This is a genomic window from Micromonospora sp. DT41, assembly GCF_049841715.1.
Classification (GTDB): domain Bacteria; phylum Actinomycetota; class Actinomycetes; order Mycobacteriales; family Micromonosporaceae; genus Micromonospora; species Micromonospora profundi.
This window is the reverse complement of the sequence record NZ_JBNCKU010000008.1, coordinates 316502-338405: the sequence shown is the minus strand read 5'-3', so window position 1 is coordinate 338405 and position 21904 is coordinate 316502. Positions and strand designations below refer to the sequence as shown.

19 protein-coding genes are annotated in these 21904 nt (G+C 70.7%); 14 read left to right on the top strand and 5 right to left on the bottom strand.

What is annotated here, in order from left to right:
* Window positions 1–197: 197 nt before the first annotated feature.
* The gene (locus ACLQ23_RS17940; protein WP_425880847.1) at window positions 198–2123 is read right to left on the bottom strand and encodes an N-6 DNA methylase; all 1926 of its coding nucleotides are present in this window, start codon (window positions 2121–2123) and stop codon (window positions 198–200) included.
* Window positions 2124–2207: 84 nt separating this feature from the next.
* On the opposite strand from ACLQ23_RS17940, the gene ACLQ23_RS17935 reads away from it, so the two are divergent.
* The 9 genes from ACLQ23_RS17935 to ACLQ23_RS17895 all read left to right on the top strand — a co-directional run bounded on the left by ACLQ23_RS17935 (window position 2208) and on the right by ACLQ23_RS17895 (window position 12830).
* Window positions 2208–2765: a DUF4352 domain-containing protein gene (locus ACLQ23_RS17935; RefSeq protein ID WP_425880846.1), complete on the top strand. Its 558-nt coding sequence runs from the start codon at window positions 2208–2210 to the stop codon at window positions 2763–2765.
* A 95-nt stretch (window positions 2766–2860) separates the two neighbouring features.
* Window positions 2861–4636, top strand: coding sequence for a DUF6119 family protein (locus tag ACLQ23_RS17930; protein ID WP_425880845.1), 1776 nt, complete (start codon window positions 2861–2863; stop codon window positions 4634–4636).
* A 134-nt stretch (window positions 4637–4770) separates the two neighbouring features.
* Window positions 4771–7257, top strand: a complete 2487-nt coding sequence (locus ACLQ23_RS17925; RefSeq protein WP_425880844.1) for an AAA family ATPase — start codon at window positions 4771–4773, stop codon at window positions 7255–7257.
* Window positions 7254–7658, top strand: coding sequence for a hypothetical protein (locus ACLQ23_RS17920; RefSeq protein WP_425880843.1), 405 nt, complete (start codon window positions 7254–7256; stop codon window positions 7656–7658). Before ACLQ23_RS17925 ends, ACLQ23_RS17920 begins: the two co-directional genes overlap by 4 nt.
* Window positions 7659–7821: 163 nt before the next feature.
* A complete protein-coding gene (locus ACLQ23_RS17915; protein ID WP_425880842.1) occupies window positions 7822–8520 on the top strand; it encodes a DUF6218 family protein in 699 nt (232 codons plus the stop codon).
* A gap of 14 nt (window positions 8521–8534) precedes the next feature.
* Window positions 8535–9743 carry an exonuclease domain-containing protein gene (locus tag ACLQ23_RS17910; RefSeq protein WP_425880841.1) on the top strand — a complete coding sequence of 403 codons (1209 nt, stop codon included), beginning with the start codon at window positions 8535–8537 and terminating at the stop codon, window positions 9741–9743.
* 13 nt (window positions 9744–9756) lie between these two features.
* Window positions 9757–10503 (top strand): hypothetical protein, encoded by a 747-nt coding sequence (locus ACLQ23_RS17905; protein WP_425880840.1) that lies wholly within the window; start codon window positions 9757–9759, stop codon window positions 10501–10503.
* 84 nt (window positions 10504–10587) lie between these two features.
* A complete protein-coding gene (locus ACLQ23_RS17900) occupies window positions 10588–11424 on the top strand; it encodes an aldo/keto reductase (protein WP_425880839.1) in 837 nt (278 codons plus the stop codon).
* 356 nt (window positions 11425–11780) lie between these two features.
* Complete coding sequence (locus ACLQ23_RS17895) at window positions 11781–12830, top strand: SEC-C domain-containing protein (protein ID WP_425880838.1); 1050 nt, start codon at window positions 11781–11783, stop codon at window positions 12828–12830.
* A 9-nt stretch (window positions 12831–12839) separates the two neighbouring features.
* On the opposite strand, the gene ACLQ23_RS17890 is transcribed toward ACLQ23_RS17895, so the two are convergent.
* Window positions 12840–13445, bottom strand: a complete 606-nt coding sequence (locus ACLQ23_RS17890; RefSeq protein ID WP_425880837.1) for a CGNR zinc finger domain-containing protein — start codon at window positions 13443–13445, stop codon at window positions 12840–12842.
* 92 nt (window positions 13446–13537) lie between these two features.
* On the opposite strand from ACLQ23_RS17890, the gene ACLQ23_RS17885 reads away from it, so the two are divergent.
* The 3 genes from ACLQ23_RS17885 (at window position 13538) to ACLQ23_RS17875 (ending at window position 15490) form a co-directional block, all read left to right on the top strand.
* Window positions 13538–14284 carry a metallophosphoesterase gene (locus tag ACLQ23_RS17885; RefSeq protein WP_425880836.1) on the top strand — a complete coding sequence of 249 codons (747 nt, stop codon included), beginning with the start codon at window positions 13538–13540 and terminating at the stop codon, window positions 14282–14284.
* A 2-nt stretch (window positions 14285–14286) separates the two neighbouring features.
* Window positions 14287–14910, top strand: coding sequence for a LysE family translocator (locus tag ACLQ23_RS17880; RefSeq protein WP_425880835.1), 624 nt, complete (start codon window positions 14287–14289; stop codon window positions 14908–14910).
* Window positions 14911–14995: 85 nt separating this feature from the next.
* On the top strand, window positions 14996–15490 hold the full coding sequence (locus ACLQ23_RS17875) for a DUF2231 domain-containing protein (RefSeq protein WP_355588687.1): 495 nt from the start codon (window positions 14996–14998) through the stop codon (window positions 15488–15490).
* A 60-nt stretch (window positions 15491–15550) separates the two neighbouring features.
* On the opposite strand, the gene ACLQ23_RS17870 is transcribed toward ACLQ23_RS17875, so the two are convergent.
* Together ACLQ23_RS17870 and ACLQ23_RS17865 are read right to left on the bottom strand one after the other, a co-directional pair.
* Entirely contained in the window at window positions 15551–16516 is a 966-nt protein-coding gene (locus tag ACLQ23_RS17870) for a hypothetical protein (RefSeq protein WP_425880834.1), read from the bottom strand.
* Window positions 16489–18066, bottom strand: a complete 1578-nt coding sequence (locus ACLQ23_RS17865) for a S8 family serine peptidase (protein ID WP_425880833.1) — start codon at window positions 18064–18066, stop codon at window positions 16489–16491. The genes ACLQ23_RS17870 and ACLQ23_RS17865 overlap by 28 nt, the downstream gene beginning before the upstream one ends.
* A gap of 340 nt (window positions 18067–18406) precedes the next feature.
* On the opposite strand from ACLQ23_RS17865, the gene ACLQ23_RS17860 reads away from it, so the two are divergent.
* Both ACLQ23_RS17860 and ACLQ23_RS17855 read left to right on the top strand, forming a co-directional pair.
* A complete protein-coding gene (locus tag ACLQ23_RS17860; RefSeq protein WP_355588683.1) occupies window positions 18407–20290 on the top strand; it encodes a Xaa-Pro dipeptidyl-peptidase in 1884 nt (627 codons plus the stop codon).
* Between the two features lie 95 nt (window positions 20291–20385).
* Window positions 20386–20910: a DinB family protein gene (locus ACLQ23_RS17855; RefSeq protein WP_355632748.1), complete on the top strand. Its 525-nt coding sequence runs from the start codon at window positions 20386–20388 to the stop codon at window positions 20908–20910.
* An 86-nt stretch (window positions 20911–20996) separates the two neighbouring features.
* Here the strand turns inward: ACLQ23_RS17855 and ACLQ23_RS17850 are convergent, their stop codons facing one another.
* Window positions 20997–21893: an acetyltransferase gene (locus ACLQ23_RS17850; protein ID WP_355588679.1), complete on the bottom strand. Its 897-nt coding sequence runs from the start codon at window positions 21891–21893 to the stop codon at window positions 20997–20999.
* Window positions 21894–21904: the final 11 nt, after the last annotated feature.

The window sequence follows — 21904 nt, the reverse complement described above, 5'->3', positions numbered from 1 at the left end:
TCTCGTAACCTCCCCCGTTACGCATCTCGGACCGCCATCGTTCGTCAGACGCCGAGCCCTCTACTGTGCACCAAGATCGCGATCGACGGCGCCCCGCAGTCATCCGGGCAGGGCTGGGGGATCAATCAGAGATGCCGAACGACGACTTAGAACACCGGGATCACGCATGACTCGCGGTGCGCAGCAGAGGAGGAGCCCTATCGGCTGTCGCCGTCTGGCAACACGGCTCCCCGCGCCAAACCGTCAGCGGTGAGCTGTATCAGCTCGGCCCCCAGCGCCATCGTCTCCCGCACTGCCGCCTCAAATGCCTCCAGCCGCCGGAACGCCGCACCGTGCGCCTGCTGCTCGTCGAGCGGCAGCCGCCGCACCTGCGCCCGCCGAATGTCGAACCGCATAGTGCCCGACAGACTCGACGACTGCTTCTCGTTCGCCGACGTCCGTAGTTGACCTGCGAGGAACCACGGATCCAGCGCCGTCGGATTGGGCCGTAGCAGGTACAGGTTGCGCCCCAACAACGCTCCCTCGGCGGTGACCACCCGCGCGGTGAGCTGCCGCGCGATCATCGGCACCACCACGTCCCCCACGGCGAGGGGGAACTCCTGCCCGATCCGATCGTCCACCCGTCCGGAGGCCTCCACGCCGGCGAGCACGTCCGGCACGGTGAGCACCGCAGGCCCGTCGGGGGCGGGTGTGGACGTGCCGGCGCGGACGGGACCGATCAGTTGAAGCGCGCCGGTCTTTGCCAGCTCTCCCACGGTGAGGAATGAGCCCTCCAGCCCGCTGGGCGCGGGGGTTACCTGCGGTAGCAGCGCCGGCAGTTCGCCCACGATGGCGGCCAGCCGTTCTCTGGTGCGTACCAGATGCTCGCCTGTTGCCTCGCCCACGACGGCGGGTTGCCGGCGTGCGGGGGTGAGGTCGACCTCCTCGTCGAGCAGTTCGATGACCGGGACCGCGCGGGCGAACCCGGCCTCCTCGACGTCGCCGTCGGGGGCGGCGGCGAAGGCCCGCCAGGCGGCCAGCACGCGCGGCGCGGTGTCGACCAGGTCTCCGCCTGCGGCGTCGATCAGCAGCGCCCGCGCCGGTGGCGGCGCGTCGGTCGCGGCGCGTCGCAGCACCCACAGATGCAGGGGTACGCCGTGCGGCGCCGCCACTCCCGGCGGGAGCGCGATGACGGCGCGTAGGTGACCTCGGCGCAGCAGTTCGCCGCGGATCCGTTTGCCGGCGCGGCGGCTGGCGACCGTGGGTGGCATCAGGAGGACGGCGTGTCCGCCGACCCGCAGGTGCGCGAGGGCGTGCTGCGCCCAGGCCAGCTCCGGTTCGGTGCGGGGTGTGGTGCCGACGATCCAGCGGGGGTCGTGGCCGAGTTCCTCGTCGCCCCAGTTGGTGGCGCCGAACGGTGGGTGGCAGACGACGGCGTCGACGGCGCGGCCGGCGAAGGCGTCGGCGCGCAGGGTGTCCCCGGCGCAGACCTCCCCGGGTACGTCGTGCAGGGCCAGCCACAGACCGGCGAGTCGAGCCAGGTCCTGATCGAGTTCCTGCCCGTAGACGGAGGTGCTGCCGGCGCGGACAGCGGCTCGCAGGATGGCGCCGGAGCCGGCGGCCGGGTCGAGCACTGAGCCGCCGCCGACGTTGGCGAGCCCGATCATCAGGTCGGCGAGGTCGTCGGGGGTGGCGAAGGGGCGGCCTGGGCCGGGAGCGGAGAACCGCTGCCACAGCTCATCGAACGCGCCCTGCGCGCCCAACTCGTCGGCGAGGGCGTCGACGTCGGGCAGCAGCGGCGCGAGTTGCGCGTCGGGGTGGCCGGTTCGGGAGCCGCGTTGGCGAGCCAGCAGGAACGCGCCGACAGCGGCGAGGCCGGCGGCCGGGGTGTCGCTGGCCGCGGCGAGGTGTCGCCAGAGCCGGTCCGCGGTGGCCAGCTCGGGGAGCTTGCCCTGGGCGCGGAGCCACTGCTCGACCTGGATCAGGTCGAACTCCGGGCTCGCCGTCGTCCCGCCCACCGGGGTGGGGAAGTCGGAGTGCCGTTTACGCCAGTTGCTGACCGCAGCGCGACCGACGCCGGCGAGCCGGGCGATCTCCGCTGCCGTGATGGTCGGGTTCTCCTGCACCCCGAAAGTCTCGCACATCTGTCAAGCACGAGATCGTCTGTTGACACCGCTCTCGGACGATGTTCTTATTGACGCCGCAACGTTCACATCAGGAGGACAACGATGCGCAAGACCACGACTCTCGCTCTGATCGCCACCGGCGTCATCGCCCTGGGCTGCGGCTCCGGCGCCACCGACACGGCGAGCGACTCCAGCGGCGACGACAAGGCGAGCAGCTCCACCGGCGACGAAGGCGGTGCCAAGGCCGAGGACAAGCCGAAGACCGCGAAGATCGGTCAGCCGGCCCGGGACGGCAAGTTCGAGTTCACCGTCAAGTCGTCCAAGTGCGGCGTCGCCAAGGTCGGCAGCGACATGCTCGGCCAGAAGGCGCAGGGCCAGTTCTGCCTGGTCACGCTGAACGTGAAGAACATCGGCAAGGAAGCGCAGATGTTCGACGGCAGCAGCCAGAAGGCGTACGCGGCCGACGGCACCGAGTACTCCGCCGACACCGGCGCGGCGATCTACGCCAACAAGAACGCCGAGACGTTCCTCAACGACATCAACCCCGGCAACCAGGTCAACGGCGTCGTCGTCTTCGACATCCCGAAGAACGTCAAGCTCACCAAGCTCGAACTGCACGACTCGCCGTTCTCCGGCGGCGTCGACGTCACCCTCAGCTGACCACCCGCGCCGAGGGCAGGCCCCGCGAAGCCCGCCCTCGGCGCACCCCTCCCCCGCACCACCGCCACCCCGATTCTCAACGCGAGGAGATCGACGTGCGCCGTGCGAGCCAGCCGACCACGACCAGAAGCACCACGACCAGACCGACCAACCGCCGTGCCGTCCGCAAGGACGACACCCGTCCGCCCTACGACGCGCCCACCCTCTTCGACCTCGACCTGCCCGAGAGGCCGGAGGGCACCTACCTGACGTCGGTCTACCAGCTCGATCGGGTGCCGCCGACCGTCGAGGGTCTGCACCAGGCGGTGAACCACCGCTACGTGCGACAGCACGACTTCATGGTCGAGGAGCGCCTGGTGGCCGGTGCGCCGGCGCTGCTGGTACACGGGACCGTGCCACGCCAGCGGGCCGACTGGTGCGATGTGCTCACTTCGCTGACCGGACAGACGACCGACCTGGGGTTCAGCAGTGGCGGTGCCGCGCTGCTCGTCGTCGTCGACGACCACGTCTACGCGCTCGCCTACGGCACCGTCGGCCGGCACATGGTCGACCTGGACCTCGCGAACTCGGGCTTCGGGATCGGCTTCGCGGTGCGTTCGCTCGCCCCCGACGAGATCAAGCAGGTACGACGGCGAGTGTTCGGCACCACCGGCCGGGTCGACCGGAACATGGTGCCGGGCGGTCAGCACATCCGGATGTACGGCATCGACAAGTGGGGCGAGATCGTCGGCCAGGTCTGCGGGCGGACGTTCAACCCGAAGCTGACCGTCTGCCGGTCCACGGGTAAGGCCACCCCGGTCGAGGGCAGCGACACCCTGCGTATCCACCTCGGCATCGAACCCGCGGGCCTGCTCGCCGACCTGCGAGAGATCGACCGGGTCTGCAAGCAGGAAGCACCGTTCGCCGACCTGGAGTTCATCACCCAGATCCGGCCGGTGCCGGCCCGCGACCCCCGGCTGTCGAAGATGGAGGAACAGCTGGACCGGCTGCTCCGGCTACCGGATCCTGCGGACGTCGGGCTGGCCGTGCCGGGTCGGGTCATCAGCGAGATCGAGCGGGTCCAGTCGTACAAGCTGCGGGTGCAGAAGTCGGGGCTCCCTCCGGCGCGCCTGACGGAACTCACACTGGCAGACGTGCTCGCCCAGACCAAGGGCGTTCCGGACGGAGAGCGCTGGACGTCGCTCTGCAACGGGCGCGTCACCCTCTACGCGGACGCGGCGGGCGACGAGGAGATCGACGCCACGGCCGTGTCGCGGTGGATCACCGCGCAGCTCCCCCACGGTGCGAGCCAGCTCCTGCTGCACGAGGGCAGCTGGTACGAGATCGGCGACCAGCACCGCAAGTTTCTCCGCGACGAGATCGAGCAGATCCTGGCCGGTCCGGCCAGCTTCGCGCTCCCGGCGTGGACCGCCGACCTGCCGGACGAGGAGGCGTACAACATCCGCGTCGCGGAGGTCTGCGGCCTCACCCTGCTGGACCGCCGGCTGCTGCGGACCAACCAGCACCCCCGCCGTATCGAGGCCTGCGACCTACTCGGTCCCAACGATGAGCTGATCCACGTCAAGCGGGCGACCGGCAGCTCGGCCTTGAGCCACCTCTTCGCTCAGGGCGCCGTCTCGGTCGACGCGCTGCGGTACGAGGCTGACGCCCGCAGCGCGCTGGTCGAGATGGTCGAGCAGCAACCGTCCGGACGTGTCGTCGACCTGGACTTCCGGCCCCGCAAGGTCATCTATGCGATCGCGCTCGGCTCAGGCAAGCCGCTCACCGTGGACTCGCTCTTCACCTTCGCCCAGGTCGCGCTCTACCGGGCGATGAAGTCCCTGCGCAACGAGGGCGTCGAGGTCGAGGTCGTCGGCATCCCGTCGGCCTGATCCGTCTACGACATCAGCTTCACAGGATCCCGAACCAAGAACCGCTTCCTACACGCACTCGTCTTTCCGCCGCACATCCCGCGCGGGCGGCCAACCCTGGCCGCCCGCAGAGACCACGCGTCTGGAGATTGACCATGCCCGTCCCCCGCCAGACCTGCGTCGGCACGCCGTCGCTGCCGAGCCGCAACACGGAATCACTGATCGAGCTGATCTTCGACCGGCTTGCCGCCGCTGACGGCGTATCGGCCGAGACCGCCGAGCTGGTCCTCGCCGCGCTCACCGGCGAGGAGGACCTGGCGGCCGCCCTCGACGGCACTCCCACCCGGCTCGCCTCCCGCTCCCCGACCGGCGACGGTCCAACGGAGCGGATCTGGTTGAAGTCGGTGACCGTTGCCGGGTTCCGCGGCGTCGGCCCGGAACGGACCCTCCACATCGATCCCGGCCCGGGCCTCACAGTGCTCGTGGGCCGCAACGGCTCCGGCAAGTCCAGTTTCGCCGAGGCCGTCGAACTCGCGCTGACCGGCGACAGCGCCCGCTGGGCCGATAGGGCCAGCGTCTGGCGTACCGGCTGGCGCAACCTGCACAACCCGGACCCGTGCTGGGTGGGCGTGGAGCTGCGGGTCGACGGGGTGGCCACGCCGACCCGTGTGAACCGGGCTTGGCCCCTCAACGCCGAGCTGGCCGGAGCGGAGGTGACAGTCACCAGCGCCCAGGGCCGGCACACCGACCTTGCCGAGCTGGGTCTCGCCCGTCCGCTGGAGCTGTACCGGCCGTTCCTCACCGCCGCCGAGCTGGGCAAGCTCGCCGCCGGCACGCAGAGCCAACTCTTCGACGCACTCTTCGCGATCCTCGGGCTGGACGCCCTCACCGAGGCCGACAGGCGTCTGCTGCGCGCCGCCCGGCCGCACGACACCACCATCAAGGAGGTACGCGCACAGCGTGCCGCCCTGGCCCAAGCGCTCGAAGCGGTGGCCGACGATCGGGCTCGGCGGGTCGGCGCGTTGTTGCGCCGTCGGGGCGCAGTCGACGTCGCCGCGGTGTCGGCGATCCTCGACGAGCCGGATGAGGCGACCAACGCCCAGACGGTCCTGCTCTGCCGGGAGCTCGCCGCTTTCGCCCTACCGCCGGTCGACGAGGTGGTCCGCCTGGCTGGCCAGCTGCGGGACGCGGAGGCCGAGGCCCGGCGGTACGACGGCGGCCGGTCACGGGCCGCCCTCCGCAGCGCCGAACTGCTCCGCCTCGCCCTCGAACATCACGAGGACGAGGGCGACGGGGCGTGTCCGGTGTGCGCCATCGGCACCCTCGACGGTGGGTGGCGCGCTGCTGCTGCGGAGGCGCTGACGGAGCTTCGGCAGCGCAGCGTCGCCGCCCAGACGGCGGCGACCCGGCTCACGGCTCTGCTGCGCCAGACGCACCACCTGATCGACGACCTCGCAATGCCCGAGGGGCCGGGCACGGAGGCGTCGGTCGGGGCGCTGCGCGACGCCGTGGCCGCGCTGCGGCGCGTACCCGGGGAGCCGGCCAAGCTGGCCGACCACCTGGCCGTGCGGTACCCGGCGGTGGTGGCCGCGGCCGACGCGGCCCGCGCGTACGCCGAGGGGTTTCTGCGGCAGCGCGACACCGGCTGGCGGGCGGTGGCGGCCGAGGTGCGCGAGTGGCTGACCGCCGCCGGCGAACTGCCGGCGCGGGAGGCGGGCCTGGCCCGGTTGAAGGCCGCGCGCGCGTGGCTTACGGACGCCGGAGGAAAGATCCGCAACGAGCGGGTCGCGCCGTTCGCCGGGCACTCGCAGCGGATCTGGGCGCAACTGCGGCAGGAAAGCAACGTCGAGCTGGGGGCGATGACGCTCGAAGGCGCGAACACCCGGCGGCGGGTGGTCTTTCCGGTAAGCGTGGACGGCGCCGACAACGGCACCGCGCTCGGAGTGATGAGCCAGGGCGAGATGCAGGCGCTCGGGCTGGCCACGTTCCTGCCGCGCAGCTGCGCTCCGGAGAGCCCGTTCCGGTTCATCGTCGTCGACGACCCGGTGCAGAGCATGGACCCGGCGAAGGTGGACGGCCTCGCCCGGGTCCTCGCCGAACTGGCCGAGCAGCGGCAGGTAATCGTCTTCACGCACGACACCCGCCTGCCGAACGCGGTCCGCCGCCTCGACGTGGGCAAGGCGCGGATCATCGAGGTGACCCGCGCGGAGCGGTCGGTGGTGACGTTGCGGCCCGGCTCCGACCCGGTGACCCGCTACCTGGAGGACGCGTACGCGCTGGCGCGCAACGAGGAGATCACCGCCGAGGTACGCGGGCCGGTGGTAGCGGAACTGTGTCGCTCCGCGATCGAGGCGGCCTGCCATCGGGCGGTCTGGCGGAACCGGGTGGCACGCGGAACGCCGCATACCGACATCGAAAAGGCGATCGAGGACGCGTCCCGGCGGCTCGCCACCATCGTCGCCCTGGCGGTGTTCGATGACGCCGACAAGGGCGGGGACGTGCTCGGCTGGCTCGGCCGGCGGCACGGACGACGGGCCGTCGACGCGTACCGGGCATGTCGGGAAGGCGTGCACGGGGCATATTTGGCGGACCTGCCCGGCTTGGCCACGGACGCCCGCTTCCTCGCGACGGTCCTGTCGTGACCCCGCCGACGCCGCAGCGCTGCCTGGCGGCGGCCGACCAACTGCTGCGCGGTGCCGGCCTGCTCGGCGCCACGGCCGTGAGTGCGGGATGGTGGCCGCGTGCCTGCGCCTGCCTGATCCGGCTCGCCCTCGAAGGCGGCATCGACGGCTACTGGCGGCAGGTGAAGCCGGCCGTGGCGGCGTGCCGGCAGGGCCGCGCGAAGCAGTTGATGCTGCGTGGCCGGCTCGGGCCAGGCGTCGAAACCGCCCGGCGGGTGGCGTTCGCCTGGGCGACGCTGTCCGCCGCCACACATCACCACTGCTACGAGCTGGCACCCACTGCGGCAGAGCTACGACGGCTGCACACCGAGGTGAGCACGCTGCTCGCGCAACTCCAGCCGAACGCCAGCGGGCGGCGGTAACTGCACGTCGCTGCCGCGACCCAACCATCTCGCAGCACGCGCTAGATCTGTTCAGCTACTCGCGTTTGGACACAACGCGAAATGAGGTGTCGCTCCGGTTGAGCCGGGGTGACCGCATTGACACGTATTGTTTGCTCCCGTTGCCGATCATGAAGGATGTGGGATGGCGCCTGAGGCCGAGGAATCCGAGAACGAACTAACCATCCCCGTCGACTACGTACCCGGCGCGCGCGGTCATGCTGTTCTCGCCGTCGGCCCCGACACGGACGGCGCGGAGGCCGTGGCCGTGTGGCGGCTCAGCCCTACCGGACGCGCTGGCGGGGCGTGGGTGGTGCGCCTCGCTGATGTCGTACAGGACGACCAGTTTCGTCACATCATGTGGATGTTGCAGGGGCGATGCCTGGTCGGGTGGGACCGAGAGATGCCTGCCGCGATCCTGGACAGGGTTGCCCACGTACTGCCAGACGAACTGATCAGCACGCTGCGGGGGCACGTACTGGCCATCCCTGAACTCCTCACCGAAATCAGCGAGCGCAGGGCCACTTACGCCGAAGCAGTCGACCGGCAGCGTGCGGTGTCCAAGTCGAAGCTGGCGCCGCTCGCCTGGGCCACAGAGATGCCGGATCACGAGGAACTAGCGAACCGGCTAGCTCGGCAGCCCTGGGCGGCCTCGCCGATCGCGGCGACGGCTTTGGCCCTGACATCGGCTGTCGCCATGACCGCGCAACTCTGGCAGGACACTGAGCAGGCGCGGTATCGCCGAAAGTACCTGCGCGATCTGGGTGAGCCTCAGCCGCTGCCTCCACGGTGGTTGGCCCGGCTGCGGGCTGCCGCCGACACCTCTGCTTTGGCCACGGTATAAGGAGTCGACTCGACGTGTACGCAGTCATCGACTTGGAAACGACGGGCCTGCGCACCAGCTGGCACGACCGTATGGTCGAGGTCGCCGTGATCCAGCTGGACGGCGCTGGTCAGGTAACGAACGAATGGTGCAGCCTGGTCAACCCCAACCGGGACCTCGGGCCGCAACTCATCCACGGCATTTCGGCCGCCGAGGTACGACGCGCGCCAGAGTTCAGCCGACTCGCGGGCCACCTCGCCAGCCTCCTTCGCGGGAGAGTGCTGGTCGCCCACAACCTGCAGTTCGACGCCGCTTTCCTCCTCGCCGAATATCGCCGGCTGGGGGTCGAACTTCCGATCAGCCCGGCAGAGGGTCTATGCACCATGCGGCTGGCGGCGCACTTCCTTCCGTCGGCCGGCCGCAGCCTGCGCGACTGCTGCCGCGAAGCGGGGTTGCTGCCGCACCAGGAACACTCCGCTCTGCACGACGCGCGGGCGGCTGCGCAGCTGCTGGCCCGATACCTGAGGGACGCAGGCACACCGCTGCCATGGGCGTCCGCAATAGACGCCGCTGCGGCTGCCCCTTGGCCGCCCTTGGCTAGCGAAGCAGTGGTGCCGGTGCCTCGTCGAGCTCCCGGGCACCAGGCAGAGCACTTCCTGGCCCGTCTGGTGGATCGGCTTCCGAGGCTCCGCGAACCGCAGGGCGACGCCTACCTGGAACTGCTCGACCGGGCACTGCTTGACCGGCACATCTCCGCCAGTGAGGCGGACGCGCTCGTCGCCACGGCCGAAGATCTCGGCCTCGCCCGCGTCGACGTCGACCACCTGCACCGCACCTACCTGGCAGGTCTGGCCCTTGTGGCGCTCGAGGACAAAGTCCTCACGTCCGCCGAGCGCCACGACTTGGACGAGGTTGCCTCGTTGCTGGGGCTGCAGGCCACCGATGTCGACCACGCCCTCAAGACCACCCATGACGCCAGCGTGATCCAGCCTGGCACCAACCAGTGGCGGCTCCAATCCGGCGACGTGGTGGTCTTTACCGGCGCAATGGAACCACCTCGGTCGTCATGGGAAGACGAGGCCCGAGCCGCAGGGCTGCAGGTCGGTGACAACGTCACAAAGAAGACCCGACTCCTGGTGGCCGCCGACCCCGACTCGATGTCCGGGAAAGCCAAGAAGGCCCGCCAGTACGCAGTTCCGGTTGTACATCCGGTCGCGTATCAGCGCATGCTCGCCAACCTTTAAGGAGTTCAAAGGCATGGCTACAGAGTCCCTCGACGGACCGGTTCCGGTCCCAGCCGTACGTGGGCAGCGGGTCCTCGACCTCCTGGACAAGGCAATCGACGCCCAGGGCGCCCTCGTGCGCAAGAACATCGCCCGAGCCCGCCAACGGAACCCGGAGGCGACACCAGCAGAGGTGATCCGCAACCTGGAGCGGATGTATGTCAGCGCCCTGACCGGGACGGGTGCTGCCGTCGGTGGAGCCGCAGCGGCGCCCGGCGTCGGCACGGGCATCGCGCTGGCACTCTCGGCCGGCGAGGCATTCTCGTCTCTCGAGTTGAGTGCCCTCTTCGCGCTCTCGATCGCCGAAGTCCACGGAGTCCCCATCGACGAGATCGAGCGTCGCAGGACCATCGTGATGGGGATCATGCTCGGCGGGTCCGGCTCCGCCACCATAACCAAGGTCGCCGAGCGAACGGGGCAACACTGGGGACGTCAGGTTGTCGCCAAGGTGCCCGCCCAGACGCTGCGCCAGATCAACAAGGTCTTGGGGAAACACTTCATCACGAAGTACGGAACGAAGCAGGGAATCATCGTTCTCGGTCGAGCGGCCCCGTTCGGTATCGGCGCCATGATTGGTGGTGGCGCCAATGCTGCCCTCGCCACTCTGGCTGTACGCGCCAGTCGTCGCGCATTCGGCCCTCCCCCGACGTCGTGGGCAGGGCTGAACCCCGACACTCCGCCAACGAGCGAGAGCACGGATGACGGATCGCCGGTGCACTGAAGGACGTCGAGAGCGCCACGACCCAAGCTGCCAGATGCACGGGCCGGTAGGGTCCAGGCACTGGCGACGAACGGCGGACCAACAATGGCGATTCCCCACCTGACGGCTGGTGACGGCACGTCGTTGCCGGCGATCGGCCTCGGCACGTACCAGCTGAATGGTTCGGCGGGGGTCGACGCGATCGGTCAGGCGATCCGGGCGGGCTACCGGTTGATCGACTCGGCGGTGAACTACGAGAACGAGGGTGCGGTGGGTCGGGCCGCCCGTTCGGCGGGCGACGTGCGGGACGAGTTGGTCGTCACCTCGAAGCTGCCGGGGCGGCACCACCGCTTCGACGAGGCGCTGACCACCATCGAGGAGAGTGTGTTCCGCACCGGCCTCGACCGGATCGACCTGTATCTCATCCACTGGCCCAACCCGAAGGTCGACTTGTATGTGCAGGCGTGGCGGGCACTGATCGAAGCCCGCGAGCGCGGCCTGGTCCGGCACATCGGTCTGTCCAACTTCCTGCCCGAGCACATCGACCGTCTGGTGGCCGAGACCGGGGTCGCCCCGCTGGTCAACCAGATCGAGGTGCATCCGTACTTCCCGCAGCAGCAGGCGATCGACTACCACCGGGCGCAGGGGATCCTCGTGCAGGCGTGGAGCCCGCTTGGCCATGGCAACGACGTGCAGCAGCACCCGACGATCGTGGACATCGCGTCCGCGCACGGCATCAGCCCGGCGCAGGTCATTCTCGCCTGGCACCTGGCCCGTCAGGTGATCCCGCTGCCCAAGGCCGCGTCCCCGCATCGGCAGGCGGAGAACCTGGACGTCTTCGGCATCAAGCTCAGCGACGCGGAGGTCGAGGCCGTCACAGCGCTGGGCCGCCCGGACGGGCGTCTCGCTGACCAGGACCCTGCGGTGTACGAGGAGTTCTGAGCGAAACGCCGCAGCGCTCACCGTGCGGTTGGCCGATGAGGTGCGGCTTGGCAATTACCGATTGTGATGTCTGGGTGGGTGGATGCCATGAGGAGCGTGATGACTGGGAGGTATCAATATTCCTCTGAGTCATCACGCTCGTTGGCAGAGCCGCCGCCAACCGACAGAGCCCACCCGACGATCACGACCCGGTCGACGCACGCGGGGCGAGGCGCAGAGCGACCGCGACGCGCACGGGCCGACGCGCGACGCGCGACGCGCGCGGGCCAACGCGCGGGGCAACGGGCGACGCGCACGGTTGGGCGTAACGGGTGATCTGCCGGCGGGTCCGGGGCACCCCGACGTAGCGTGTAGCCGTGTCGACGAAAGATGTACTCACCAGGGCTGACCTCGCCGAACTTCGCCGCTCGGCGCTCGGCACGGCCAACCCGCTCGGTGTCGCCGCCGACATCGCCGAGGCGGTGCAGCAGGGCAGGCTGGAGGATCCGGACGACGCCGGGGACGCGCTGACGCTCGCCGCCGAGATCGCGGAGATCCGGGCGAGGCCGGATGCCGCCCTCCGGTACGCGGACAGCGCTCTGTCGGCGTACCCGTCCGGTGATGACCCCCGGGCTGGCTTCGCCCGGGCGCTGCGGGCACGGGCCCTGTTGCAGGCCGGTGGCCGGGACGACGAGGCGATGGCGGAGCTGGCCGCGCTGCGCCCGTTGCTGCTCGTGCAGCCCGATGCCCCCGCTTACGTCAGTGCGGCGTTGGACGCCGCCGGCCGTTCGGCGATCGCCGAGAGGTGGCTGAGCGAGGCGGTCGACACTCTGCTCGGCGAGCGGGCCACCGCCGCCGGTGCGTCGGCGCAGGCTGTCACCGCCGTCGAGCCTGCGGTGGAGGTGGGGTCGCCCGAGTCGCCCGGAGTCCTGTTCTTCCTGTTGCAGCAGCGCCACCGGGTCCGCCGGAACCTCAACCTGCCGCACGACCGGCACGACGATCTGGCGGACCGCGTGGAGGCTCAGCTCGTCCGCCGGGCGGGGGAACGGGGCGGCGGTGAGCCGGATCTGATCTTCTGGCCCCGGGCCGAGTTCGACCGGCTGCTCTCCGCACACGCGGAGCTGACCGAGGTGTACGGGCCGGACTGGGACGCACACCGGGCGCGGCTGGAGAAGGAACTGGTGCGGCTTGCCGACGCCGGCCAGGTCGGGCTGGCTGTGCTCAGAGCGACTGTCGACGGGCTGGACGGCTTCGCCGGCCGGAAGGACGGCGACCCGTCCGACCGGGAGGTCCGAGCCGGCTACGCGCGGGAGTTGGCGGCCCGGCCGGCGGCGCGGATCGGTTGGCCGCCGGAGCGTAACGACGCCTGCTGGTGCGGTTCGGGCCTCAAGTACAAGAAGGACTGCCTGCCACGGTCCCGCGGCTGAGCGCGGCGGCTACCCCGCGGCGGTGTGTCGCTGGTAGTGGCGGGCGACGCGGGCCCGGTTGCCGCAGGAGGGCTTGCACCACTCCTGACGCGGGTGGTCCTTGACGAAGTAGCGCACGCAGCGGGGCGCGGGGCACGCGCGCAACTGTTCGCGGGTGTTACCGGCGAGGAACTCGATGACGGCCCGGGCCAGCCCTGCCGGGAGGGCCGACCGGGGCGCGGTCGGCTCGCCGTGCCAGGTCAGCACCGGTGTGCCCTCCTGCTCCCAGGTCAGTACGGGCCGGACCGGCACCGTCGCGGCGGCCTGGTTGAGTCGGTCGACCGCCTCCGGCGGGGAGAGCAGCGAGGTGGAGTCGGCGCGGCTCGGTGGGCCCGGCCGGACGGCGACGGCGAACAGGGTACGGGCGGCGCGGCGCACCGCGACCACGTCGAGACGGGTCCGCTCGTCGACCTCACCGCCGGAGGTGTCGAACCCGGCGACGTACTCGCGCAGTGGTTCGGTCTGCTCGCGGAGCCAGGCGGTCAGGCCGGCGACGTCGGCGAGGTCGTCGGCGACGCCTCCGTTGCCGTCGTGCCGGATCGTGCTGACAAGGGCGAGCGCGAGCTGTGCGGACATCGGTGCCTCTCTCGTACGCGGCTTGTGTGGCCGGTGCCGCCAAGTGTAGCGTCCCTAATGGTTGACGCATTCTTATGCATTAGGGGGCAGTCGTGCTTGTCATCGCGCACCTCAGTGACACCCACCTCGACGGGCACCCCCGATCGGCCGAGCGGGCCGCCCGGGTCATGGATCACCTGCACGCCCTGCCGCGACCGGTCGACGCGATCCTGATCACCGGGGACATCGCCGACCACGGCGAGGTGTCCGAGTACGAGACCGCCGCGAGACTCTTCGACTCTCCCCTGCCGGTTTTGGTGTGCCCCGGCAACCACGACGTGCGCGCCGCGTACCGCAAGGGTCTGCTTGGTGACGACGACGGCGGCACCGGCCCGATCAACGCCCGGCACGACGTGGCCGGCGCGGTGTTCCTCCTGGCCGACTCGTCTGTGCCCGGCGAGGACCACGGCCACCTGGACGACGAGACTCTGGCGTGGCTCGCCGACGAGTTGGCTTCGGTGCCGGCGGGAACGCCGACGTTCGTCGCCCTGCACCACCCGCCGGTCGTGCTGCACCATCCGGTCATCGACACGATGCGGTTGCTGCCGGCCGATCCCCTGGCCGCCCTGGTCGCCGCCCATCCGCAGGTCGTCGCCGTGCTGACCGGGCATTTCCACACGGCCGCCGCGAGCACGTTCGCCGGCCGTCCACTGCGAATCGCGCCGGGTGTGGTGTCCACCCTGCGGATGCCGTGGGAGGGCGGAGAACCGCTTACCACCCAGGCCCAGCCGCCCGGCGTCGCGTTCCACGTGTACGACGACAGCGGCCTCTTCACCACCCACTACCGGGTGGTGGTCTGAGCGTGCGCGGCGTGGCGGTGCTCGGCTTCCTGGTCGCCGTCGCGCCGATAACCGCAACACCTGGTGCGAGCCTGACGCTTGTCGTCTCGCGGGTCGCCACCGGCGGTCGGCGGCAGGGGTGGTGGGTGATCCTGGGTACGGTCACAGGGCTCTACCTGCACGCCACACTTGCCGCCGTCGGCCTGGCCGCGCTGGTGCTCCGGTCGGCGCAGGCGTTCTGGGTCGTCAAGCTTGTCGGTGCCGCCTACCTGGTCGGACTCGGGCTCTGGATGCTCGTCAACGCGGCCCGGCGCTCCACGTCAACGCCGGCCCGCGCGCGGAGACTGCCGTGGCGTGTGGACCACCCCTACCTCCAGGGGCTGCTGGGCAACGTCCTGAATCCCAAGGCCGCCGCCATCTATCTGACCCTCGCACCGCAGTTCCTCGAACCGGGCCGGCCGGTTCTGGTGCCCATGCTGCTCCTCGCCACGGCGCACTCCGCGCTGCACACCTGCTGGCTGGCCGGGTGGACTGTCGTCTCCGGCGCCGCCGGCCGGCTGCTCCGCACGGCCGCCGTCCGACGCGTGCTGGATCGCCTGACCGGCGTGATCCTGCTCGGCCTCGGCGTACGGGCTGCGGTGACCTGAGGCGATCCTGGGTCACGCGTCCGGCGGGTACCGTTAGCGTCCATGTCTGGATCATCGAGATCCGTTGTCGCCGGAGGAGCCGCCGATGTTCGAGGAGTTCATGGGCCTTCCCGCCCACCCTCTCGTACTGCACGCCGCAGTCGTGTTCGTGCCGCTGCTGGCTCTCCTCACGGTCGGGTACGCGTTCGTCCCGCCGATCCGCCCGCACACCCGCTGGGTACTGGGGTTGCTTGCCGTGGGAGCACCGCTGTCCGCGCTGCTGGCGAAGCTCTCCGGTGACGCCTTCTTCGACCGCATGCGGTCGGCCAACCGGGTCACCCCCGAGTTCCTGCCGAAGCTGGAGGCACACCAGGAGTTCGGCGACTTCACGCTGTGGGCAAGCATCGGTCTCGCGATCGTGGCGCTGGCGCTGGTCCGGTTCGTCGCGCCACGAACCGCCGACGCGAACGCGGACGCACGACAGGGCCGGGCGCTCACTGTGGCATTGCAGGTGTTGTCGCTGGTGGCCGCCGGCGTCGCCGTGTACTACGTGATCCGCACCGGCGACTCGGGCGCGAAGGCGGTCTGGGAGGGCCAGTGATCGGCCCGGACAACTGTGGTGCGGCCCTGCTGGAGCGGGGCCGCACCACCGTGTCGACCGTCAGCCGGCGGTGTACGCCCGGATGATGGTCTGGTCGATGCCGCTACCACTGTCGCCATCGGCCTTCACCCGCAGCGAGACGGTGGCGGCCCGGGGCAGCTCGGCCCGGTAGGTGTCTCCGCTGCGGGTGACCCGGGCCATCTTCCAGGTGACGCCGTCGTCGGTCGAGGTCCACACCTGGAACGAGGTCACCTTCTGCGCCTTGACGCCGTGCGCCTGGCGGACGGCGAACTCGGCGGTGCCGCCGGTGAGATGGTTGGCGCTGTCCATCGGCAGCGCGTAGTCGACAGCGAACAGCGGCAACGGCACGCTTCCGGTCCCGTCCGGGCCTGCGGACCGGAACGTCCACGAGGTGGAGACCTTCGTGGAAATCGGCAGGATCAGGCTCGTGTCGACGTCGAGGGTCACCCGGTAGTCGGCGGCCTGCTGTCCGACGGTGAAGTCGGCGTACGGCCGGTCCTGCTTCTCGACGAGTGTGCCGTTGCGGTACAGCGACAGTGTGCGCTTCACCCCGATCGCGTTGTTCTGAAGGCAGTCGGCGCGCTGGTGCTTGTCGGTCAACGACACCAGGTCGATGTGCAGGTTGCCCCGGGTCCGCGACGGAGGCGTGGCGCAGGTCCAGCCGTTGTCGGCAGGGTCGTCGTACCAGCCGGAGCGCAGCGGCTGCCGCGCCCAGATCTTCGACTGCCGGCTGCCTGGCTGGTAGCGGCGAGGCGCCTCCTGGGCTGCCAGTCCACCGTAGACACCCTCGTCGGCCCAAACGATCTCCGGCGACAGGTAGTCGGTGCGGTACGGCGGCAGGTTGCCCTCGTGAGTCTGGGTCACGCCCAGCCCGTCGGCTGTGAAGCCGGTCCGGATCAGCTGGGTGACCATTCCCGGCGAGTCCATCTGGTGGAAGCGCTGGTCGATGCGGGCCAGGCGGGCCTGCTCGGCTCTGCTCACCCGGTAGGCGGGGTCGGCCGGCACGCCACCGGGGTACCCGACTGCGGGTACGCGAACGTGCCGAGGTTGACCACCGGCTGGTCGCTTGTCGGGCCGCCGAGCGCGCGGGCCGCGTTGAGCCGGCCGGCTCCGACGGCGTACGGGTCGACGCCGGTCAGCGGGTCGGCCGCACCGACGAGCGCCGCCTTGAGCCGCTCCCCCGTCCAGTCCGGGTGCCGCTGGGCGAGCAGGGCAGCCGCGCCCGCCACGTGCGGGGCGGCCATCGAGGTGCCGGTGCTCCCCTCGTAGAACTTGTCGATCGGGTCCTGGAGGTTGGTTCCGGCGGCGCGGGCGGCCACGATGTCGACACCGGGCGCGACAAGCTCCGGCTTGGCCACGCGGCTGGTGACAAGCGGGCCACGGCTGGAGAAGTCGGCGAGCCGGTCGTCCCGGTCGACAGCGCCGACGGTCAGGGCGCTGGCGGCGGAGCCGGGCGAGGAGATCGCGCCACCGCTGTTGCCGGAGGCGATCACGAACAGCGCACCGGTCCGCTCGCTGAGCGCGTCGACGGCGAGCGAGAGCGGGTCGCTGCCGTCGTCCGGGTAGCTGCCGCCGAGGCTCATGTTGACCACGTCGGCGCGGGCGGCGGCCCACTCCATGCCGGCGATGATGCCGGAGTCCTCGCCGGAGCCGTGGTCGTCGAGGACCTTGCCGATGACCAGGTTGGCGGCCGGAGCCACGCCGCGACGCTGGCCGTTGGAGGCCGCGCCGGTGCCGGCGATCGTCGACGCGACGTGCGTACCGTGGCCGTTGTGGTCGACGGCGTCGCCGCCCTCGGCGGTGAAGTCGGCCCGGTCGACGACGCGGCCTGCCAGGTCGGGGTGGGTGAAGTCGGCGCCGGTGTCGAGCACCGCGACCCGGACACCCTTGCCGGTGTAGCCGGCCTTCCAGGCATCAGGCGCGGCGACCTGCACCAGGTTGCGGTCGAGGCCGGTGGGCTTGCCGACGCCGGTAAGCGCGGTGGCGCGGACCTTGCGGTCGAGCCACACCTTCTTCGCACCGGCGAGCAGGGAGTCGGTGGCGAGCTTCGCGGTGGCCGGGCTCTTCTTGGGTACGCGGCCGGCGACTGCGCCGATGCTGGGCAGCGCCAGCACGTCGCCGAGCGCGGCCACCCGGGCGGAGGCGGTGGCGGGCTGCACGATGAGCGGCAGTTCAGTGGTGTTCTGGTCGTCGTACCCGTCGGCGATCAGCACTGTGACGTCGAAGAGGTCGGGATCGAGGACCGGGCCGACCTGGGACGCGACGCGGGCGGGGATGACGTGCAGGTGGCCGTCCGGACCGCAGGTCTGGTGGATGACCGAGTTGGGGTCGGCGGGTTGCACAGTGGCGTGCGGGCATCCCGATCCGGTGGCCCGTACGGTCACCACGTCCCCGGTGAGCAGGGTGACGGTGTGTGTTTTCCGGTCGGTGGCGGTGTCGGGCGCACTGGGTCGGCTGAGCCCGTCGGGGCTGGCAGTGGCGGTGCCGCTCGGTAGGGCGGTCAGCGCCGTGGCCGTGACGGCGACGGCCAGTAGCCACCGCGTTCTCTTGAGCATCCTGCTCCCTGTCTCATGTGGACAAACACGCCTTTTCGGCGCTGCGCGCAAGATCATATGCACGTGTACGTGATCTTCGGAGCCCCTGGAAGACACCTTTCCTTCGCCCACCTGACAAGGGTTTCGGCCATGTGTCGCCGCCGTACACGGTTCGATGTCGGTTCGATTGCCGCCCCCGGTCGGGGCGCGCAACCGGCCGTCCCACGCGGACGTGTTCACCTACGACGCCGCCCGACGGGATCGACGGAACGTCGCCCCGGACCTAGCATGACGGCGAATGGATCTTCGAGATTGGCCCCTGCCGCGACCCGGCAACCAGCCCAACCGAAGGGAGACGCGCATGCGTCGACCCCGCCATCTGGCCCTACTCAGCGTCAGCGTGTCCGGCGCCCTGGTCCTCAGCGCAGCCCCGGCCTCGGCGACCCCGCCCGCGGTGGCCGCCACCCCCACCGGCATCGTGGTCGCCGACGGCATGACCCAGCCGGTGTTCTCGCTTGCCGACGCCATCGAGGAGCGGGTGTACGTCCAGACCCCGCTGGACACCGACCACGACGGCCGCCCCGACCGGGTGGCCATCGACATCTCCCGACCCCGGGAGACCGCCACGCAGGGCTTCAAGGTGCCTGTCATCTTCGAGCACAGCCCGTACCGCAAGGGCACCTGGGGTGACGTGCCGTACCCGAGCGTGCTTGTCGACGACCTGCCGCAGAACGGCCTCACCGACCGGTCCGGGCATCGGGCGCTCGACATGGGCGTCCAGCGGGCCGAGGCGAAGGCCAACCTGCCCGGCTCGCTTGACGACTACTACGTCCCGCGCGGGTACGCCGTGGTGCTCGGTCAGAGCGTCGGCACCGGCGACTCGGACGGCTGCCCGACAAGCGGCGACCAGGCCGAGACGCTGGGCACCAAGGCCGTCATCGACTGGCTCAACGGGCGGGCAAAGGGGTACGACGCGAGCGGCGCCCCCGTCACCGCCGGCTGGACCACGGGCGCGGTGGGCATGACCGGCGTCTCCTACAACGGAACGCTGCCGAACCAGGTGGCCACCACAGGCGTCAAGGGTCTGAAGACCATCGTGCCGGTCTCGGCGATCAGCAGCTGGTACGACTACTACCGGGCCAACGGTCTGGTCGTCGCGCCCGGCACCTACCAGGGTGAGGACCTCGACGTCCTGGCCCAGTACACGGCCGGGCAGGCACGGGCCGAGGGGCAGTGCGCCGACGAGATCGCAAAGATCACCGCGGAGCAGGACCGGGTGACCGGTGACTACTCGAAGTTCTGGCAGGAGCGCGACTACTACGACGCCCGCGACGTCAAGGCGAGCGTCTTCGTCGTGCACGGCCTCAACGACTGGAACGTCAAGACCGGACACTTCGCCGGCTGGTGGGACCAGCTCGCCAAGCGGGACGTGCCCCGCAAGATCTGGCTGCACCAGGGCGGGCACGGCGGTCCGGGAAGCAGCGCCTCGGTGACCCTGCCCGACGGTCGGACGTGGACCTACAAGCAGACCGAGAACCGCTGGTTCGACTTCTGGCTGTGGAACGTCCGCAACGGGATCATGGACGAGCCGACCGCCGTGTTGCAGCGGGAGGACCGGGCCTACACGACGTACGCCAACTGGCCCGACCCGGCGGCGCGTGAGGTCGGGCTGCGGTTCGCCGCCGACGACGCCACCGCCCCGGGGGCGCTCACCACTGGGAAGCCGCCGAAGGCGAAGGTCGAGCAGAGCTTCGTCGACGAGGGCCGGACCATCGGCCCGGACGCCCTGGTCGCCAACCCGGACGCGGCAAGCGCCAACCGGCTCGTCTACCGCTCCCCCGAGCTGACCCAGAGCGTGCGCATCTCCGGTCGCCCCGAAATGCGGCTGCGGATGGCCATCGACAACAAGCCGGACGCGAACCTGACGGCGTACCTGGTCGACTACGGCCCGGTGGGCTCGACCGCAACGCCGACAGTGGTGACCCGGGGTTGGATGGACCCGCAGAACCGCAAGAGCGCCGAGCGCACCAAGCCGGTCAAGCAGGGCAAGCTGTACGACTACCGGTGGACGATGGAGCCGAAGGACTACGTCTTCCCGGCTGGCCACCGGATCGGTGTGGTCGTCTTCTCCAGCGACCAGGAGTACACCCTGCTGCCGCTTGGCGGCACCCGGCTGCGGGTCGCGCCGAACGACAGTGAGCTGCGGCTGCCGGTGGTCGGCGGACGGGCCGTGCTCGGCTTCTGACGTCAGTCGTCAGGTGGGGCGGTCCGGCACGTCGGGCCGCCCCGTGGCTGTCAAAACGTTCGACCGGGTACGCAGGGATGTGGCACGGTCGTCGGGTGCCGGTATCCCGTCGTGACATCCTGCTGTGGCAGTTCGATTTGACCTGGTCGCTGTTCGAGTACCACCTGGAACGGCTGGAGCCGGCCGACGTCCTCTGGGAGCCTGCCGCACACTGCTGGACGGTGCGCCCGGACGCCGACGGCGGATGGGCGCCGGACTGGGCTGACGTCGAGCCCGACCCGATCCCCGTCCCGACGATCGGGTGGCTCACCTGGCACATCGGCTGGTGGTGGACTGTCGCCATCGACCACGCTCAGGGGCGTACGCCACGGGAGCGCACCGCGATCGGCTGGCCCGGCGACGGCGACAGGGCTGTGGCGTGGCTGCGTGACCTCCGTACCGAATGGTTGGCGGTGTTGAACCGGCTCGACGACGCCGACCTCGACGGTGTCGCGCCGTTTCCCTGGCAGGGCGACCCGGCACACACCGTCGCCCACATGATCGCCTGGGTGAACGGCGAACTCATGAAGAACGCTGCCGAGATCGGTCAGCTCCGCCTGCTGCGCCACGCACGCGGGTAACGCCCCGACCATCGCAGGTGCGGTGCAGGGCCTCCCCTAAGGAAGGCGGGGGTGCGCCCTGGTGGCGCAGGGCGCACCCCGACCGTCTACTCCTGTTCTGTCGCCGGCGTGAATGTCACGCGCGAGCGGATCTGCCGGAAGCCGGTCCGTTCCAGCTCGGCCAGCACCGCGGCCCGGTGGGCGTCCACGTCGGCGATCACCTCCCGGGCACCGTCCTCGGCCAGCACCCGGACCGCCTCGACCAGCAACTCGCCCCGGACGGCGTCGTCGAGCAGGCCGAGGTAGGCAATCAGTGGGAAGCAGGCGTCGCCGGTCGGCCTGACAAGGCCCACCGGCTCACCGTCGGCCAACCCGACCGTCCACTGCTCGGTCGAATCCCCCAGCCAGGCCAGGGGGTCCGTGGCCAGGTCGACTCCGCCGACACCCTGCGCGGTCTCCACCCCGGTCAGCACGTCCGGCTCGGCGATCCGGGCGACCAAGGTGTTGATCTCCGCTTTGTCGAGGGGCCTGCGGAACGTGTACCGCCCGGAGGTGGCCGGGAGCGGCGTGCCTGTCCAGGAGCACCGCAGCCGTTCTCCGCGCTCGACAAGCCCGGCCAGCCGAGCGGCCTCCATCGGGGCGCTGACCACTGCCAGCACCTCCTGTCGACGCCTCCAGTGCGCCGGCAGGGCGGCGTAGTACACGCCCGGCCCTCCGAGCGCCTCGTGGGCGGCGCGCAGCAGCGCGGCCCCCACCTCCGGCTCGGCGACCAGGTCGAACCGGTCCAGCCAGGGGGTGCCGACGGCCCCGGGCGGGAGGAGCCAGGCCGCCCTACCGACCACCTGGCCGCCGCGCAGGACGACCCAGGTGTGCTCGGGCCGGTAGCCGCCGCCAGCGACGCCGTCGGCGTACGCGATCTTGCGCAACTGCGGCAGTGGATCGGGCATGGAGTCGAACAATTCTTCCTCGCCCGCGACGAGCGGGCGGATGACCAGGTCGGTCATGGCAGGTCCTC